General features: G+C 74.4%; 16 protein-coding genes. 11 read left to right on the top strand and 5 right to left on the bottom strand.

Translation table 11 applies throughout. The features are described from left to right. The 5 genes from NR072_RS01135 to NR072_RS01115 all read right to left on the bottom strand — a co-directional run. Window positions 1-808: biotin carboxylase N-terminal domain-containing protein (locus NR072_RS01135; protein WP_306230351.1), on the bottom strand; the 808-nt coding region annotated here is incomplete at its 3' end. A gap of 164 nt (window positions 809-972) precedes the next feature. Next, window positions 973-1,668: a nucleoside triphosphate pyrophosphatase gene (locus NR072_RS01130; RefSeq protein WP_206481468.1), complete on the bottom strand. Its 696-nt coding sequence runs from the start codon at window positions 1,666-1,668 to the stop codon at window positions 973-975. Next, window positions 1,665-3,353: a DUF885 domain-containing protein gene (locus tag NR072_RS01125; protein WP_206481469.1), complete on the bottom strand. Its 1,689-nt coding sequence runs from the start codon at window positions 3,351-3,353 to the stop codon at window positions 1,665-1,667. Before NR072_RS01125 ends, NR072_RS01130 begins: the two co-directional genes overlap by 4 nt. Before the next feature lie 35 nt (window positions 3,354-3,388). Further along, a complete protein-coding gene (locus NR072_RS01120; protein ID WP_101965796.1) occupies window positions 3,389-3,682 on the bottom strand; it encodes a hypothetical protein in 294 nt (97 codons plus the stop codon). After that, window positions 3,679-5,262, bottom strand: coding sequence for an acyl-CoA carboxylase subunit beta (locus NR072_RS01115; protein WP_036383096.1), 1,584 nt, complete (start codon window positions 5,260-5,262; stop codon window positions 3,679-3,681). Before NR072_RS01115 ends, NR072_RS01120 begins: the two co-directional genes overlap by 4 nt. Before the next feature lie 189 nt (window positions 5,263-5,451). Between NR072_RS01115 and NR072_RS01110 the strand changes: the two genes are divergently transcribed. The 11 genes from NR072_RS01110 (at window position 5,452) to gatB (ending at window position 16,695) form a co-directional block, all read left to right on the top strand. Further along, on the top strand, window positions 5,452-6,288 hold the full coding sequence (locus tag NR072_RS01110) for a biotin--[acetyl-CoA-carboxylase] ligase (RefSeq protein ID WP_170079798.1): 837 nt from the start codon (window positions 5,452-5,454) through the stop codon (window positions 6,286-6,288). Between the two features lie 30 nt (window positions 6,289-6,318). Then, window positions 6,319-6,846: a PH domain-containing protein gene (locus NR072_RS01105; RefSeq protein WP_170079797.1), complete on the top strand. Its 528-nt coding sequence runs from the start codon at window positions 6,319-6,321 to the stop codon at window positions 6,844-6,846. Then, window positions 6,843-7,982: an adenylate/guanylate cyclase domain-containing protein gene (locus tag NR072_RS01100; RefSeq protein WP_122054111.1), complete on the top strand. Its 1,140-nt coding sequence runs from the start codon at window positions 6,843-6,845 to the stop codon at window positions 7,980-7,982. Before NR072_RS01105 ends, NR072_RS01100 begins: the two co-directional genes overlap by 4 nt. A gap of 11 nt (window positions 7,983-7,993) precedes the next feature. Beyond that, window positions 7,994-8,752, top strand: a complete 759-nt coding sequence (locus tag NR072_RS01095; RefSeq protein ID WP_020625514.1) for a PP2C family serine/threonine-protein phosphatase — start codon at window positions 7,994-7,996, stop codon at window positions 8,750-8,752. Window positions 8,753-8,792: 40 nt separating this feature from the next. After that, window positions 8,793-11,186 (top strand): NAD-dependent DNA ligase LigA, encoded by a 2,394-nt coding sequence (gene ligA, locus NR072_RS01090; protein WP_256835862.1) that lies wholly within the window; start codon window positions 8,793-8,795, stop codon window positions 11,184-11,186. Then, window positions 11,183-12,067: an inositol monophosphatase family protein gene (locus NR072_RS01085; RefSeq protein WP_256835861.1), complete on the top strand. Its 885-nt coding sequence runs from the start codon at window positions 11,183-11,185 to the stop codon at window positions 12,065-12,067. Before ligA ends, NR072_RS01085 begins: the two co-directional genes overlap by 4 nt. Then, a complete protein-coding gene (locus NR072_RS01080) occupies window positions 12,064-12,546 on the top strand; it encodes a hypothetical protein (RefSeq protein WP_256835860.1) in 483 nt (160 codons plus the stop codon). Before NR072_RS01085 ends, NR072_RS01080 begins: the two co-directional genes overlap by 4 nt. Beyond that, window positions 12,543-13,067, top strand: a complete 525-nt coding sequence (locus tag NR072_RS01075; RefSeq protein WP_036340610.1) for a GNAT family N-acetyltransferase — start codon at window positions 12,543-12,545, stop codon at window positions 13,065-13,067. The genes NR072_RS01080 and NR072_RS01075 overlap by 4 nt, the downstream gene beginning before the upstream one ends. A gap of 204 nt (window positions 13,068-13,271) precedes the next feature. Further along, the gene (gatC, locus tag NR072_RS01070; RefSeq protein WP_049146890.1) at window positions 13,272-13,568 is read left to right on the top strand and encodes an Asp-tRNA(Asn)/Glu-tRNA(Gln) amidotransferase subunit GatC; all 297 of its coding nucleotides are present in this window, start codon (window positions 13,272-13,274) and stop codon (window positions 13,566-13,568) included. Window positions 13,569-13,576: 8 nt separating this feature from the next. Next, window positions 13,577-15,193, top strand: a complete 1,617-nt coding sequence (gene gatA / locus NR072_RS01065) for an Asp-tRNA(Asn)/Glu-tRNA(Gln) amidotransferase subunit GatA (RefSeq protein WP_256835859.1) — start codon at window positions 13,577-13,579, stop codon at window positions 15,191-15,193. Continuing rightward, window positions 15,190-16,695, top strand: a complete 1,506-nt coding sequence (gatB, locus tag NR072_RS01060) for an Asp-tRNA(Asn)/Glu-tRNA(Gln) amidotransferase subunit GatB (RefSeq protein ID WP_060973929.1) — start codon at window positions 15,190-15,192, stop codon at window positions 16,693-16,695. The genes gatA and gatB overlap by 4 nt, the downstream gene beginning before the upstream one ends. The last annotated feature ends 8 nt before the right edge of the window (window positions 16,696-16,703 follow it).

Below are 16,703 nucleotides of genomic sequence, written 5' to 3'. Positions count from 1 at the left end.
CCGTGAGGAACGGCGCCGGGGCCTCCTCCACGAGCTTCTGGTTGCGGCGCTGCAGCGAGCAGTCGCGGGTGGAGATCACGACGACGTCGCCGTGCACGTCCGCCAGGCACTGCGTCTCCACGTGGCGCGGCTTGTCCAGGAACCGCTCCACGAAGCACTCGCCCCGGCCGAACGCGGCCACGGCCTCACGGACCGCGGACTCGTAGAACTCGGGGATCTCCTCGCGCGTGCGGGCCACCTTGATGCCGCGGCCGCCGCCGCCGTAGGCCGCCTTGATGGCCACCGGCAGGCCGAACTCGTCCGCGAACGCGACGACCTCCTCCGTGCCGGTCACGGGGGAGGTGGTGCCCGGTGCCAGCGGGGCGCCGACCTTGGTGGCCAGCTGGCGGGCCGAGACCTTGTCGCCCAACCGGTCGATCGCCTCGGCGGGCGGTCCGATCCACACGAGCCCGGCGTCGGTCACGGCGCGCGCGAAGTCCGCGTTCTCGGAGAGGAAGCCGTAGCCGGGGTGCACGGCGTCCGCGCCCGCGCGCTCGGCGGCGTCGAGGATCTTGCCGATCACCAGATAGGAGTCGGCGGCGGTCTCCCCGCCGAGGGCCACGGCCTCGTCTGCGAGCCTCACGTGCAGGGCGTCCCGGTCCGGCTCGGCGTAGACGGCCACGGAGGTCAGCCCCTCGTCCTGGCAGGCCCGGATGATGCGCACGGCGATCTCGCCGCGGTTGGCGATCAGCACCCGGGAGAACCGGCGCTCCGCCGCGGGGTCGACGGGCGGGACGACCGAGGCCTGCGGTGCGTCGGCGATGCTCATGGGCGATGGACTCCTCGGACGATCACGGCTGGGGGTGCGGGCGCCACGTCCGGGGTCGTGCCCCTCACCCGGTGGGGCGAAAGGCGCGGGACGGCGCCGACTCTGACCAGCACCCTACTCGTTGTGGCGGAACCCTCCGAGGCACGCGGCCCTGTCGCGCCGGATCAGCGCTGCGCGTTGGAGGGTTCCCACAACCGGGTGAAGTCCTGGCCCAGGGCCGCCGTGGCCCGCCGCAGCCACGCCACGGACAGGCCGATCACCGCGTTGGGGTCCCCGTCCACGCTGTCCACGAGGGCCGCGCCCGCACCGTCCACCGTGAACGCGCCCGCGCAGTGCAGCGGCTCGCCCGTGGCCACGTAGGCCTGGATCTCGGCCTCGGTGACGGCGCCGAAGCGCACGACGGCGGACACCACGCCCGCCTCCTCCGCCATCCCCGACGCGGCCCCGGACTCCGGCAGCACCAGGCCCAGCCAGTGGCCCGAGTGCAGCACGCCCTGCCGGCCGGCCTGGGCGCGCCAGCGCTCGACGGCGACCTCGGGCTCATAGGGCTTGCCGTGGGCGCGGCCGTCGAACTCGAACACGGAGTCGCAGCCGAGCACGAGCGTGGGCGCGTCGACGCCGGCGGCCGCCACCCGGGCGGCCACGTCGCGGCCCTTGGCCTCCGCCAGCAGGCCCGCCAGCTCCGCCGGCGACGGGTCGCCCGCCGCCGCGCCCACGGCCGCCTCGTCCACCCCCGAGACGACGACGCGGAACGGCACCCGCGCCCGGGTCAGGACCTCCGCTCGGCCGGGGGAGGCCGAGCCGAGCACCAGCCGCAGGCCCGTGCCGAGGCCGGCCGCGCCGTCGTCGTGCGGGATCACGCGAGCGCCTCCCGCAGGGTGTCCAGGCCCATGCCTCCCAGGCGCAGGGCCCGCGTGTGGAAGGCCTTGAGGTCGAAGTCGGCGCCCTCGGTCTGCTCGTGCTCGGCGCGGATCTGCTCCCAGATGCGCTGACCCACCTTGTACGCCGGCGCCTGCCCCGGCCAGCCGAGGTACCGCGTGAACTCGAAGCGGCGCTGGCCCTCGGAGATCCTCAGGTGCTTGGACAGGAACGCGTAGCCCTTCTCCGGGGTCCACGCGCCGCCGCCCTCGGACTCGGGGGCGTCGAAGCCGCAGTGGTAGCCGATGTCGAACACCACGCGGGCCGCGCGCATGCGCTGCATGTCCAGCATGCCGAGGTGGTCGCCCGGGTCGTCGAGGAAGCCGAGCTCCTCCATGAGCTTCTCCGCATACAGCGCCCAGCCCTCGCCGTGGCCGGACGTCCAGCAGAAGCTGCGGCGCCACAGGTTGAGGTTCGCCCGGTTCATCATGGCGGTGGCGATCTGCAGGTGATGGCCCGGCACGCCCTCGTGGTAGACCGTGGTGGTCTCCGCCCACGTGGTGAACTCGTCCTCGCCCGGGGGCACGGACCACCACATGCGGCCGGGCCGGGAGAAGTCGTCCGAGGGGCCGGTGTAGTAGATGCCGCCCTCCTGGGTGGGGGCGATCATGCACTCGAGCCGGTCCATCGGGGCCGGGATCTCGAAGTGCTCCTTCATGGCCTCGACCGCGTCGTCGGAGAGCCGCTGCATCCACGTGCGCAGGGCCTCGGTGCCCTTCAGGGTGCGCTCCGGGTCCGCGTCCAGGATCGCGCGCGCCTCCTCGATCGTGGCGCCCGGCCGGATGCGTTCGGCGTCCGCCTGCTGCGCGGCGATGATGCGGGCCAGCTCCTCCTGGCCCCACCGGTAGGTCTCCTCGAGGTCGATCTCGGCGCCGAGGAAGACGCGGGAGGCCAGCCGGTAGTACTCGATCCCGACGCCGTCCGCCTCCGGGGCGTGCGGGCGCAGCTCGGCCTCGAGCGTGCCCGCGAAGTCGCGGTAGGCCTGCGCTGCGGTGTCCGCGCCGGAGCGGATGCGGGCGGCCAGGGCGTCGTCCACGACGTCGGCTGCCTCGGCCCGCTCGACCAGGCCCGGGAAGAACCCGCCCGCGGCGCCGTGGGCACGGGCCTGCTCCACCACGATGTCCACCTGGCGCACCGCGGCCACGTGGCCGGCGTCGCGGGAGGCGAGCAGGGACTCGGTGTAGCCGCGCAGGGCGGCCGGCAGGTTCTCGAGGCGGCCGGCGATGTGGCCCCACTGCTCCGCGGTGTCCGTGGGCATGAGATCGAAGACCGCGCGGATGCCCTGGGCGGGGGAGGCGATGTTGTTCAGCTCGGTGCGGCCGGTCGCGTGGATCTCCCGCTCGAGGCCGATGCGCTCCTGCATGGCCGCCTTCGTGACGCGGTCCGTCTCGTCCTGCGGCTCGAGCGCGGCCAAGTCCTCGAGCAGGCGGGCGTTGAGCTCGTCGTCGGCGCGGGCGCCGGCGGGGGAGAAGTCCGTGTACTCGGTCTCCCGGCCGGGGAAGCCGAGCTCGGTGGCGGTGTCCGGATGCAGGGCGAGGAGGTCGGTCACGTAGCGCTCGGCGAGCGCGTCGATGGCGGACGGGGTGCGGGCGCCGTCGGCGGCGGCCTCGGAGGTGTGCTGGGTCATACCGGCACTCTAGGCGCTGGCGCCCGCCCCCCGGCTCACTGCGGGCCCGCGCCCTGACGCCACTGGCCGCGGCCGGGCCGGGCCCACAGGCCCAGGTCGCCGCGACGGCGGAGCGTGCGGTCCAGGGGGCGGGGGTCGGCGGCCGCGGCGGCGAGCCGGGCGGCTTCGGCCCGGGCCGCGGCGGCCGCCTCGAGGACGGCGGCCAGCGCCGCCATCTCCTCCGGCTCCAACTCCGGGCCGCTGAGCTGCAGCGGGTCGGCCGACGCCGGCGTGGCCTGCGTCGACTCGTCGTTCTCGTCCGGGGCGCCCGGGCCCAGCAGGGCGCTCACAGCGGCATGTTCCCGTGCTTCTTGGCGGGGCGGGCCTCGCGCTTGTGCAGGGTGGCGCGCAGGGCGCGGATGAGCTGGCCGCGGGTGGCGTGCGGGGGCACCACGGCGTCCACGTAGCCCAGCTCGGCGGCCTGGTACGGGTTGAGCAGCTCGGCCTCGTAGTCGGCCACGATCTCGGCCCGGCGCGCGTCGACGTCGCCGCCCGCCTCCGCCGTCGCCTTCAGGTCGCGCCGGTACAGGATGTTCACGGCGCCCTGGGCGCCCATCACGCCGATCTGGGCGCTCGGCCAGGCCAGGTTCAGGTCCGCGCCGAGCTTCTTGGAGCCCATCACGATGTACGCGCCGCCGAAGGCCTTGCGCGTGATCACGGTCAGCTTCGGCACGGTGGCCTCGGCGTAGGCGTAGATCAGCTTGGCGCCGCGGCGGATGATGCCGTTGAACTCCTGGTCCGTGCCGGGCAGGAACCCGGGCACGTCCACGAGGGTGATGATCGGGATGTTGAACGCGTCGCAGAAGCGCACGAACCGCGCGGCCTTCTCCGAGGCGGCGATGTCCAGGGTGCCGGCGAACTGCATCGGCTGGTTCGCGACGACGCCCACGCTCATGCCGTCCAGGCGGGCCAGTCCGGTGATCACGTTGGGCGCGTACAGCTCCTGCAGCTGCAGCAGGTGGCCCTCGTCCACGATCGAGGCGATGACCTCGAGCATGTCGTAGGGCTGGTTGGCGGAGTCCGGGATGATCTCGTCCAGGGCGAGGTCCTCGTCCGTGGGCTCCGGGTCCGCGGCCTCGAAGGTCGGGGCCTCTGCGAGGTTGTTGGAGGGCAGCAGCTCGAGCAGCTCCTGCACGTAGGCGATCGCGTCCTCCTCCGAGGAGGCCATGTAGTGGGCGGTGCCGGAGGTGGCGTTGTGCGAGCGGGCGCCGCCGAGGGTCTCCATGTCCACGTCCTCGCCCGTGACGGTCTTGATCACGTCCGGGCCGGTGATGAACATGTGCGAGGTCTGGTCCACCATCACCACGACGTCCGTCAGCGCCGGAGAATAGGCCGCGCCGCCGGCGGAGGGGCCCATGATCAGCGAGATCTGCGGGATCATGCCCGAGGCCAGGACGTTGTTCCGGAAGATGTCCGCGAACTGGGCGAGGGAGGCCACGCCCTCCTGGATGCGCGCGCCGCCGCCGTCGAGGATGCCGATCACGGGGCAGCCGTTGCGCGCGGCGAACTCCTGGACCTTCACGATCTTCTGGCCGTTGCGCTCGGACAGCGAGCCGCCGAAGACGGTGAAGTCCTGGGAGTAGACGGCCACCTGGCGCCCGTCCACGGTGCCGAAGCCGGACACCAGGCCGTCGCCGGCCGGGTGCTTGGCGTCCATGCCGAACGCGGTGGTGCGGTGCACGGCCAGCGCGTCCAGCTCCACGAAGGAGCCCTCGTCCAGGAGGAGGTCGATCCGCTCGCGCGCGGTGTGCTTGCCGCGAGCGTGCTGGCGCTCGACGGCGTCCGGGCCGCCGGGCGCGGCCGTCGCCTCGAGCCGCCGATGCAGGTCGGCCAGCCGGCCGGCCGTGGTGGTCAGATCGGGATCGGTCACACGTCCTCCTTGTGGTGGTCCGCCAGATGCGGAGGCTCAGTCGGCCAGTGTACGGGCCGCCGCGGACGCCCACGGTTGGAGGAAGCCCACAAACGGCGAGGACGTCGGCCCGGGCCGCCCGTCCGCGCGCCCCGGCGGCGGATCGGCCCGCCCAGCCCGCCCCCGGGGACGCCGTGTATATCTAGGGGCATGCACCCCGACGACGCCCCCACACCGGATCTGACCTGGCTGGACTCCGCCGGCTCCACGCAGGATGAGCTCCTCGCGCGGCTGGACCGCGAGGGGCACCGGCACGGTGCGGCCGTGGCCACCGCGGACCAGCGGGCCGGCCGGGGTCGACACTCCCGCGTGTGGAGCGCCGCCCCGGGGGCGGCGCTCGCCCTGTCCGTGTACCTGCGTCCCGAGTCCGGCGGGGTGCCGGTCTCCCCGGCCCACCTGAGCTGGCTCTCGCTCGTCGCCTCCGCCACGGTCGCCGAGCGCCTCGCGGCCCGGGGCGTCCCGACGCACGTGAAGTGGCCGAACGACGTGCTCGCCACGGACGGGCGCAAGCTGTGCGGCGTGCTGGCCACGGTGGCGCTGTCCTCGGACGGCAAGGGGCCCGGCGTCGTCGTCGGGATGGGCGTGAACCTGGACCACCGCGGGGCCGCCCCGGTGGACACCGCCTCGGACCTGGCGGAGTGGATCGGCGCGGACGCCGTGCCCGCGCCCCGGGACCTCGCGGTCGAGCTGCGCGACGCCGTCGTGGCGGCCGTGGACCGCTTCGCGGCGGGCGTGGCGGGGCAGACGGCGGCCGTGGACGGGCGTCACCCGGCCGTGGCGGCCGTGGCGGACCGGCTCTCCACGCTGGGCCGCGCGGTGCGCGCCGAGCTGCCCGGCGGCGGCGTGCTGGAGGGCACGGCCGTGGGCCTCGGCCCCGGCGGCACCCTGCGCGTGAGGCACGTCACACCGGATCATGGCACAATCGAGACCGAGGTCAGTGCGGGGGACGTGGCCCACCTGCGCGGAGACGTCCATCGCGGCGCATGACACACCCGTCCCGGCCAGGAGGTGACCGCCGTGCGGCTCGAGCCCGGTGAGCAGGTGATGGTGCGCACCCGCACCCACCCGCGCGCGCTGCTGCGCCCCGCCGCGGTCCTCGTGGCCGTCGCGTTCCTGCTCGGCCTGGCCGTCGGCGTGCTCGCACGCCCCGACCTGCCCGGGCTCGTCGCCGCGAACCGCGCCGTGCTCGAGGCGGCCGCGTGGGTGGTCGCGGCGCTCGTCCTGCTCCCCGGCACCGTCCGCCCGCTGTGGCGCTGGGTCTTCCGGCGCACCGTGCTCACCGACCGCCGCATCCTCCAGGGCGCCGGCATCGGCGGCTCCGGTGCCGCCATGCCGCTCGTGTCCATCGCGGACGTGCAGCGGCGCCGCCGCGGCTCGGGTGCCGGAGACCTGCACATCCTCTTCCAGGAGCCCGCCCGCCAGGTCCACTGGCGGCTGCGCGACGTCCCCGAGGCCGCGCGCTTCGAGGAGGCCCTGGCCCACCTCACCCGCCAGGCCCGCACCGCGACCTGGCCCGCCCCCGTCCCGACAGGAGGCCTCCGATGAGCCGTCCGGAGACACCGGACACCGCACCGCTGCCGATCGTCCCGCCGGCCGAGGACGAGACCGCCCGCGACGTCGAGGAGCGCTCCGCCCAGCCCGCCGGCTGGACGAGCGCGATGCGCACGCTCGACGCCGGCCTGGTGGTGGGCCCACGCGCCTACACCTCACGGGAGGTGGCGCAGCGCCTCGGCGTCTCGATGGCCTCCGCCCGGAAGATCTGGCGTGCGCTGGGCTATCCGACGTCGCCGGAGGGGCACAAGGCCTTCACCGAGGCGGACATCGAGGCGTTCGAGTCCGTGCTCACGCTCGTGCGCTCGGGGACGCTGAACGAGGACACCGCCATCTCGCTGGCCCGCTCGATCGGGCAGATGACGGACCGCATGGTGGTGTGGCAGATCGAGGCGCTCGTGGAGGACAAGATCGCCTCCGAGGACCTGACGGACCCGGAGGCGCGGCGGGCCGTCGTCGACATGCTCCCGGACATGGTCGGACCGCTCGAGAAGGCCATGCGGATCGTCTACCGGCGCCAGCTCAACCGCGCCGTCCAGCGCCTGACCGTGCGCGTGGAGGCCGGGCTGGCGGCCAGCGCCCAGGGCCGCGACGGCTCCGAGTCGGATGCGCCGCTGCCGCTGGCCCGCGCCGTCGGCTTCGCGGACATGGTCTCCTACACGACGCTCTCCCGGACCATGGACGACCGGACGCTGGCCCGCATGGTGCTGCGCTTCGAGTCCCTCGCCGCGGAGACCATCTCGGCCGGCGGCGGCTGGCTCGTGAAGACCATCGGCGACGAGGTCATGTTCAACGCCGAGACCCCCGAGGCCGGCGCCGCGATCGCACTCTCCCTGGCCGAGACCATCGCCGCGGACGAGGAGCTGCCCTCGGCGCGCGTCGCCCTGACATGGGGACGGGTGCTCTCCCGCATGGGGGACATCTACGGGCCCACCGTGAACCTCGCCGCGCGGCTGACGTCCCTGGCCGATCCGGGTACCGTGCTCGTGGACGCCATGACCGCTGCGGCCCTGTCCCGGGACGAGCGCTTCGTGCTCGTCCCGCAGCCGCCCAGGATCGTCCGCGGGTTCGGAGAGGTCCGCCCCTCCCTGCTCTTGGACGGGTCGGCCCAGACCCTGCTCGCCGACTGATCGAGGACCCCGTGGACCCCCGCCCCGAGACCCCGTCCGCGCCGCGGCCCCAGGCCGCGGGCGCCACCCACGTGGGCGCCGTCCGCGACCTGAACGAGGACGCGTGGACCCTCGTCGGGGAGCCGCTGGTGCTCGCCGCCGTGGCCGACGGCATGGGCGGGCACGAGGCCGGCGAGGTGGCCTCGGCCGCCGCGATCGAGACCCTGCGCCGCCGCGCCCCCGAGGTGCTCGCCCCGGGCACGGCCCACACGCCCCAGGAGCTCGGCCACCTGATCCACGAGGCGGACGCCGCCGTCGTCGAGGCCGGGCTGGGGCGCTCCGGCACCACCCTGACCGTCCTGGCCTGCCTGGACACGGAGCGCGGCCGCTGGGCCGTGGCGAACGTCGGCGACTCCCGGGTGTACCTGCGGCCCGTCGGCTCGCCGGTGCTCCAGCAGCTCACGGTGGACCACTCGGCGGTGCAGATGCTCGTCGACGCGGGGGAGCTCACCCCCGCCGAAGCCCGCGTCCACCCGCGCCGCAACGTCATCACCCGCGCGCTCGGCTCGCGCGAGGCGCTCACGGTGGACGTGGCCGAGGTCCCCCTCGCCTCCGGGGACCTCGTCCTGCTGTGCAGCGACGGCCTGACCGGCGAGCTGCTGGACGAGGAGATCCGCGCGCTGATCGACGACGCCGACACCCTCGAGGACGCCCTCGAGAAGCTCATCGGCGCCGCCCTGTGGCGCGGCGGCCGGGACAACATCACGGCGGTGCTCGTGCGCATCCCCTGACCCGGGTGCGCCGTCCGGGACGCCGACTACGCTGGGCCGGGTGAGCACCCCCAAGGAATCCGCCGCCCAGCCCGATCCGCAGGACATCCCCGCCGCGGACCTGCGGGAGGAGTACGAGGACCTCGTGGAGCGGGTCCGCGCCGCCCGGACCGCCTACTACCAGCGGGACGCCCCGGAGATCTCGGACGCCGAGTACGACGCGCTGTACCGCCGCCTCGAGGACCTCGAGGCCCTGCACCCCGAGCTCGTGGCCAACGACTCGCCCACCCAGGAGGTCGGCGGCGAGGTCTCGGAGGCGTTCGCCCCCGTCCGGCACGGGGCCCGCATGTACTCGCTCGAGGACCTGTTCTCCGTCGAGGAGCTCGAGGTCTGGTTCCGCCGCGCGGCGCAGGCCCTGACGCAGGTGCGACCGGGCGTGGCGCCCCGCTGGCTCGTGGAGGTGAAGATCGACGGGCTCGCCGTCGCCCTGCGCTACCGGGACGGGCGGCTCGTGCAGGCCGCCACCCGCGGCGACGGCGTCACGGGCGAGGACGTCACCGCCAACGTGCGCACCATCGGGGACATCCCGCACGAGCTCTCCGGCGAGGGCTGGCCCGCCGAGTTCGAGGTGCGCGGCGAGGTGTTCATGTCCTCCGCCGCCTTCGCCGAGCTCAACGCGCGCCGTGCGGAGGAGGGCCAGACGCCGTTCGCGAACCCGCGCAACGCCGCCGCCGGCGCCCTGCGTCAGAAGGACCCGGCGGTCACCGCGCAGCGCCCGCTGGCCATGTTCGTGCACGGCATCGGCTCGGTCGAGGCGTTCGGGCTGGAGTCCCAGCACGAGGTGTACGACGCGCTCGCGGGCTGGGGCCTGCCCGTGAGCCCCTACACCCGCGTGGTGGAGGGTGCGGACGAGGAGGCGTTGGCCGCCGTCGTCGCGGTGATCGAGGAGTACGGCCGGCGCCGGCACGAGCTGATCCACGAGATCGACGGCATCGTGCTGAAGGCGGACGCGTTCGCGGACCAGCGCTACCTCGGCCACACCTCCCGCGTGCCCCGCTGGGCCGCGGCGTACAAGTACCCGCCGGAGGAGGTGCACACGCTGCTGCGGGACATCGCGGTCTCGGTGGGCCGCACCGGGCGGGTGACCCCGTTCGCGGTGATGGAGCCGGTCACCGTGGCCGGGTCCACCGTCTCCCTGGCCACCCTGCACAACCAGGACGTGGTCAAGGCCAAGGGCGTGCTGATCGGGGACACCGTGGTGGTGCGCAAGGCCGGGGACGTGATCCCCGAGGTCGTGGGCCCCGTGCTGCCGCTGCGCGAGAAGGCGATCGAGGCGGGCCGGGAGCTGCGCGAGTTCGTCATGCCCGCGCACTGCCCCTCGTGCGGCACGCCGCTGGCCCCGGCCAAGGAGGGGGACGTGGACCTGCGCTGCCCCAACGCCCGCTCCTGCCCGGCCCAGCTGGCCGGCCGCGTCGAGCACCTGGCCAGCCGCGGCGCCTTCGACGTGGAGGCGCTCGGCGAGGAGGCCGCCCGCTGGCTCGTCCAGGGCCCCGGCGAGGACCCGGCCGAGCACGAGGGGCAGGTGCGCCCCGAGGGTCCCGGCCCCATCACGGCGGAGGCGCAGATCTTCGACCTCGCCTCCGGCACGCCGGAGGAGATCACGGGCCCCCGCGGCGAGGACGGGCTGACGGACCTGCAGCGCTCCCTCGGCGAGGTCCGCGTGTGGCGCGAGGGCCGTACGAAGGTGGACGGCCGCCTGGTGCCCTCGGGCGTGTTCACGCTCAAGCCGTACTTCTTCACCGCCGGCACCGCGAAGAAGCCGTCCGCGCCCACGGCCAACACGCTCCGCCTGTTCGACGAGCTCGAGAAGGCCAAGTCCCAGCCGCTGTGGCGCACCCTCGTGGCGCTGTCCATCCGGCACGTGGGCCCGACGGCGGCCCGCTCGCTGGCCACGGCGTTCGGTTCGATGGCGGCGCTGCGCGCGGCGGCCGAGGCCGGCGACCGGGACCGGCTGGCCGAGATCGACGGCGTCGGTCCGATCATCGCGGACGCGCTCATCGAGTGGTTCGCCGAGGACTGGCACCGGGAGATCGTGGACCGCTGGGCTGCGGCGGGTGTGGCCATGGAGGACGAGCAGGACGAGTCCACCCCGCGCACGCTCGAGGGCCTGACCGTGGTGGTCACCGGCTCGCTCGAGGGCTTCTCCCGCGACTCCGCGAAGGAGGCGATCCTCGTGCGCGGCGGCAGGGCCTCCGGGTCCGTGTCCAAGAAGACCGACTTCCTGGTGGCCGGCGAGGCCGCCGGCTCCAAGCTGGACAAGGCGCAGTCCCTCGGCGTGCCCGTGCTGGACGAGGCCGGGTTCACGGCGCTGCTGGCCGGTGGCCCGGACGCCGTGCGCCCGGCGGGCACGGACGACGCCACCGACGACGCCGCAGAGGGGGAGGCCTCGGCATGAGCGCGCGCACCACGGTCCCGGGCCTGCTCGTGGTCGCCAAGGCCGCCGCGCGCGCCGGCGCGGACGTGCTCGGCGAGCGCTGGGCCGGCCACCACCCGGCGGTGCCGCTGACGCCGGGCCAGCTCGGCGCGGACACGAAGTCCTCCGGGTCGGACTGGGTCACCGACTACGACCGCCGCGCCGAGGACGCCGTGCGCCGCGTGCTCACGGCCTACCGGCCGCAGGACGAGATCACGGGCGAGGAGCACGGGGCCACCGTCCCGGCCGAGCCCTCCGGGTTCCGGTGGTCCATCGACCCGCTGGACGGCACCACCAACTTCATCCGCGGCCTGCCGCAGTTCTGCACCTCCGTGGCCGTGTGGGGACCGGACGCCCGCGGCGAGGGGCGTTGGCTGGCGGGCGCCGTCGTCGCGCCGGGGCTGGGGCGGACCTGGTACGCGTCTGCCGACGGCGGGGCGTTCAGCACCGTGGACGCCTCCACCGCCGGCGTCCACGCCCCGGACCGGGCGGAGCCGGTGCGGCTGACGGGCCCCGTGCCGGGCCGCTCAGGACGCCTGCTGGCCACCGGCTTCGGCTACCAGCCGGAGCGGCGTCGGCTGCAGCTGGCGGCCCTCGAGGAGCTGCTGCCGGGCTTCGGGGACGTGCGGCGGATCGGCTCGGCCGCCCTGGACCTGTGCATGGTCGCGGACGGCACCCTGGACGCCTACGCGGAGTACGGCACGCAGGAGTACGACTGGGCCGCTGGCGCGCTGATCGCCGAGGAGGCCGGCGTGCCGGTGACCCGGCCGGCGTCGGGCGACGGGACGGGCGAGCCCGACTGGATGGTGGCCGGGGACGTGGACGCGTCCGCCCTGGCCCGCGCGAGGCAGGCGATCGCATGAGGCGCCTGCTCGGTCACCCCTGGGCCTACCCCGCGGCCTTCATCGCAGCGGGCATCGCGTTCGCGATCTGGGGCACGGCCCAGCGGAACGTCGCCGTGATCGTGTCCGCTCTGCTGATGATCGTGCTGATGCTCCCGTCCCTACGAGCCACCCGGGTGCGCTCCCGGCCCTACGCGCAGGCGCAGGGCACGGTGGACGCGGGCGGCGTCGTCGTGTTCTGGCGCCCGGGCTGCCAGTACTGCATGACCCTGCTCAAGGCCCTCACCCCCGAGGAGCGCGGCCGCGTGCACTGGGTCAACATCTGGCAGGAGCCGGCGGCCGCGACGTTCCTCGAAGGGCTGCACGAGTCGCGCGACGGCCACCCCCACCAGGCCGTGCCCACCGCCTGGCTGCGCCGGCGCGACTACGTCGTGGCCACGGACGCGACCCGCGCCCGCCTGAAGGACACGCTGCGCCAGCACGCCGGAGGCGACGCATGAGCGCCCTCGTCCGCCCGCTGCGCCCCGAGGATCACGAAGCGGTTGCCGAGCTCACCCTGGCGTCCTATGTCGACGGCGGCCACATCGCCCCCGACGACGCCTACGTGAAGACCCTCATGGACGTGGCCGACCGGGCCGGCCGCGCGGAGGTGCTCGTGGCCGAGGTCGACGGCGAGGTGGCCGGGTCCGTGGTGCTCACCCCGCCCGGCTCGCCCCTGGCCGAGACCTCCGGCGACGGGGAGTACGAGTTCCGCATGCTCGCCGTGCACCCGCGGTTCCACCGCCGCGGGGTGGGCGGCGCCCTGCTGGCCGAGATCGTGGCGCGGGCCCGCGCCGAGGAGGGCGTGGACGCCGTCGTGCTGACCACCATGCCCTCCATGACCGACGCCCACCGGATGTACGAGCGCGCCGGCTTCGTGCGCGTCCCGGAGCGGGACTGGCTCCTCGCGGACGTGGTGCCGGACCTCGACCCGGCCGACGAGACCGGCCCGTTCCTCGTCTACCGGCTCGGGCTGGACTGACCCCGGGCGGGAGATCGGCGCCGGGACCCCATTCGGGGCGGGAAATCCCTGTCATGCGGGCCCGGAGCGCCGCGGTGGGACGGATTTCCCGCCTCGAAGCGGTGGCGGCGGCCGGGCAGGCCCCGGCACTAGACTCGATTCCGATGTGGCCGCCGCCGCGCCGGCGTCGTCCACCCCGCCCCGACCCGTCACACGAGGAGATCCATGCCTGAGATCACCCGGGATCAGGTGGAGCATCTGGCTCGCCTGGCCCACATCCGGATGACCGACGAGGAGCTGGACACGATGTCCGGCGACCTGGAAAAGATCCTGGAGCACGTCTCCGCGGTCCAGGCCGCCGCGGGCGACGACGTGACGCCGACGTCCCACCCCATCGCGTTGCAGAACGTGTTCCGCGAGGATGTGCCCGCCGGCATGCTCACGCAGGAGGAGGCCCTCGACCAGGCGCCGGACTCCGAGGACGGCCAGTTCAAGGTCCCCGCCATCCTGGACGGAGAGTGATCACCCCCATGACCGAGACGTTCGACGTGAACGCGACCCTCGGCGCCGACGAGCTCGTCCGGCTCACCGCGCTGCAGATGGCCGAGCGCCTGCGTGCCGGCACCACCACGTCCGTGGAGCTCGTCCAGGCCCACCTGGACCGCATCGCGGCCCACGACGGCGACGTGCGCGCCGACGCCGACGGCGACCGCGGCGTGCGCGCCTACCTCCACGTGAACACGGACGAGGCCCTCGCCGTCGCCGCCGAGGTGGACGCGATCCGCGCCGCCGGCGGCCCCGAGGCCGACGCCCTGCACCCGCTGGCCGGCGTGCCCGTGGCCGTGAAGGACAACATCGTCACGCGCGGCCAGCCGACCACGGCCGCCTCCCGCATGCTCGAGGGCTGGCTCAGCCCGTACGACGCCACGGTGGTGGCGCGCCTCCGCGAGGCCCGCCTGCCGATCCTCGGCAAGACCAACCTCGACGAGTTCGCGATGGGCGGTTCCACCGAGCACTCCGCGTTCGGCATCACCCGCAACCCGTGGGACGGGGACCGCGTGCCCGGCGGCTCGGGCGGCGGGTCGGCGGCCGCCGTCGCCGCCTTCCTGGCCCCCTTCGCCCTCGGCTCGGACACCGGCGGCTCCGTCCGTGAGCCCGCCGCGTTCACCGGCACGGTCGGCGTGAAGCCCACCTACGGCGCCGTCTCCCGCTACGGCCTGATCGCGATGGCCTCCTCACTGGACCAGATCGGCCCCGCCGCCCGCACCGTGGCCGACGCCGCGGCGCTGCAGCAGGTCATCGGCGGCCCCGACCCGCAGGACTCCACGTCCCTGGCCGACGCGCCGGCGGACCTGACCGCCGCTGCCCGCGGCCGCGATCTGGCGGGGCTGCGCGTCGGCGTCGTGACGGACCTGCCGGCGGAGGCGTTCCACCCGGGCATCCGAGCCGGTTTCGACGAGCACGTCGCGGCCCTGCGGGAGGCCGGCGCGGAGATCGTGGAGGTCTCCTGCCCGAGCTTCGACGCCGCCCTCGGCGCGTACTACCTGATCATGCCTTCGGAGGCCTCCTCCAACCTGGCCCGCTTCGACGGCGTCCGCTACGGCCACCGCGTGGTGCCCGACGGCGGCGGCACGATCGAGCAGGTCATGGGCGCCACCCGCGCCGCCGGCTTCGGCGCCGAGGTCAAGCGCCGCATCATCCTGGGCACCTACGCGCTCTCCGCCGGTTACTACGACGCCTACTACGGCTCCGCGCAGAAGGTCCGCACGCTCGTGCAGCAGGACTTCGCCCGCGCCTTCGAGCGGGTGGACGTCCTCCTCACGCCCACCGCGCCGACCCCGGCGTTCGAGCTGGGCGCCAAGACGGACGACCCGATGACCATGTACGTCAACGACCTGGCCACCATCCCGGCCAACCTCGCCGGCGTCCCGGGCATGTCCGTGCCGGGCGGCGTCGTCGACGGGCTGCCCTACGGCCTGCAGCTGATGGCCCCGGCGCGCGAGGACGCCCGCCTGTACGAGGCCGGCGCCGCGCTCGAGCGCCTCGTGTCCCAGCGCCGGGGTGGGCCGGTGTGGGCCGAGGCCCCCGAGCTGGAGAAGGGCGCGCAGCGCGCCACCACCGCGACCACGGCAGGAGGCCGGGCATGAGCCACGCAGAGCAGACCATGGACTTCGCGGAGGCGATGGAGCGCTTCGACCCGGTGCTGGGCTTCGAGGTGCACGTGGAGCTGAACACCGCCACGAAGATCTTCTCCTCGGCGCCCAACGCATTCGGCGACGAGCCGAACACCAACGTGACCCCGCTCGACCTCGGCCTGCCCGGCACCCTGCCGGTGCTCAACCGCGAGGTCGTGGAGTACGCGATCCGCCTGGGCGTGGCCCTGGACGCGCAGGTCGCCGAGACCTGCCGGTTCGCGCGGAAGAACTACTTCTACCCGGACACGCCGAAGAACTTCCAGACCTCCCAGTACGACGAGCCGATCGTCTTCGACGGCCACCTGGACGTCGAGTTGGAGGACGGTGAGGTCTTCCGCGTGGAGATCGAGCGCGCGCACCTCGAGGACGACGCCGGCAAGCTCACCCACGTGGGCGGCTCCGGACGGATCCAGGGCGCCTCCGCGTCCCTCGTCGACTACAACCGTGCGGGCGTGCCGCTCATCGAGATCGTCACCAAGCCGATCGTCGGCGCCGGCGCGCGGGCCCCCGAGCTGGCCCGCGCCTACGTCACCGCGATCCGGGACATCGTGCAGGCCATCGACATCTCCGACGCGCGGATGGAGCGCGGCAACGTCCGCTGCGATGCGAACGTCTCGCTGATGCCCAAGGGCGCCACCGAGTTCGGCACCCGCACTGAGACGAAGAACGTGAACTCCACGCGCGCCGTGCAGCACGCGGTCACCCACGAGATCCAGCGCCAGGCCGCGGTGCTCGCCGCGGGCGGCACCGTGACGCAGGAGACCCGCCACTGGCACGAGGACACCCGCAGCACCACCTCGGGTCGCCCGAAGTCGGACGCGGACGACTACCGGTACTTCCCCGAGCCGGACCTCGTGCCCGTGCACGTGGACGCCGCGTGGGTCGAGCGCGTGCGCGCGGCCATGCCCGAGCTGCCGGCCGTGCGGAACAAGCGGCTCAAGGCCGAGTGGGGCTTCTCGGACGAGGAGTTCCGCGACGTCGTCAACGCCGGCGTCCTGGACGAGATCGTCGCGACCGTGGAGGCCGGCGCCTCCGCGGCGGCCGCCCGCAAGTGGTGGATGGGCGAGATCGCCCGCCTGGCGAACGCCCGTGAGGTCGCCGTCGCCGAGCTGGGGATCACCCCGGCGCACGTGGTGGAGGTCGAGGAGCTGATCGCCGCGAAGACGATCAACGACAAGATCGCCAAGCAGGTGCTCGGTCTGGTGGCCGACGGCGAGGGCGCCCCGAAGGAGGTCGTCTCGGCGAAGGGCCTGGCCGTGGTGTCCGACGACGGCGCGCTCACCGAGGCCGTCGACGCCGCGATCGCCGCCAACCCGGACGTGGCCGAGAAGATCAAGGGCGGCAAGATGGCCGCCGTCGGCGCCCTGATCGGCCCGGTCATGAAGGCCACCCGCGGGCAGGCCGACGCCGGCCGCGTCCGCGAGATCGTCCTGGAGCGCCTGGGCGTGTCCTGACGACCGCG

The sequence above is a fragment of the Micrococcus sp. Mcc89 genome (assembly GCF_024519795.1).
GTDB lineage: Bacteria > Actinomycetota > Actinomycetes > Actinomycetales > Micrococcaceae > Micrococcus > Micrococcus luteus.
The sequence above is the reverse complement of the archived record's forward strand: the minus strand, read 5'-3'. Positions and strand labels throughout refer to the sequence as shown.

Excerpts from the sequence above, each read along its gene's own strand:
- NR072_RS01125 (WP_206481469.1), bottom strand. The coding sequence starts at position 3,353 with ATGACCCAGCACACCTCCGAGGCCGCCGCCGACGGCGCCCGCACCCCG.
- gatA (WP_256835859.1), top strand. The coding sequence starts at position 13,577 with ATGACCGAGACGTTCGACGTGAACGCGACCCTCGGCGCCGACGAGCTC.
- NR072_RS01075 (WP_036340610.1), top strand. The coding sequence starts at position 12,543 with ATGAGCGCCCTCGTCCGCCCGCTGCGCCCCGAGGATCACGAAGCGGTT.
- NR072_RS01100 (WP_122054111.1), top strand. The coding sequence starts at position 6,843 with ATGAGCCGTCCGGAGACACCGGACACCGCACCGCTGCCGATCGTCCCG.
- gatB (WP_060973929.1), top strand. The coding sequence starts at position 15,190 with ATGAGCCACGCAGAGCAGACCATGGACTTCGCGGAGGCGATGGAGCGC.
- NR072_RS01085 (WP_256835861.1), top strand. The coding sequence starts at position 11,183 with ATGAGCGCGCGCACCACGGTCCCGGGCCTGCTCGTGGTCGCCAAGGCC.
- NR072_RS01080 (WP_256835860.1), top strand. The coding sequence starts at position 12,064 with ATGAGGCGCCTGCTCGGTCACCCCTGGGCCTACCCCGCGGCCTTCATC.
- gatC (WP_049146890.1), top strand. The coding sequence starts at position 13,272 with ATGCCTGAGATCACCCGGGATCAGGTGGAGCATCTGGCTCGCCTGGCC.
- NR072_RS01110 (WP_170079798.1), top strand. The coding sequence starts at position 5,452 with ATGCACCCCGACGACGCCCCCACACCGGATCTGACCTGGCTGGACTCC.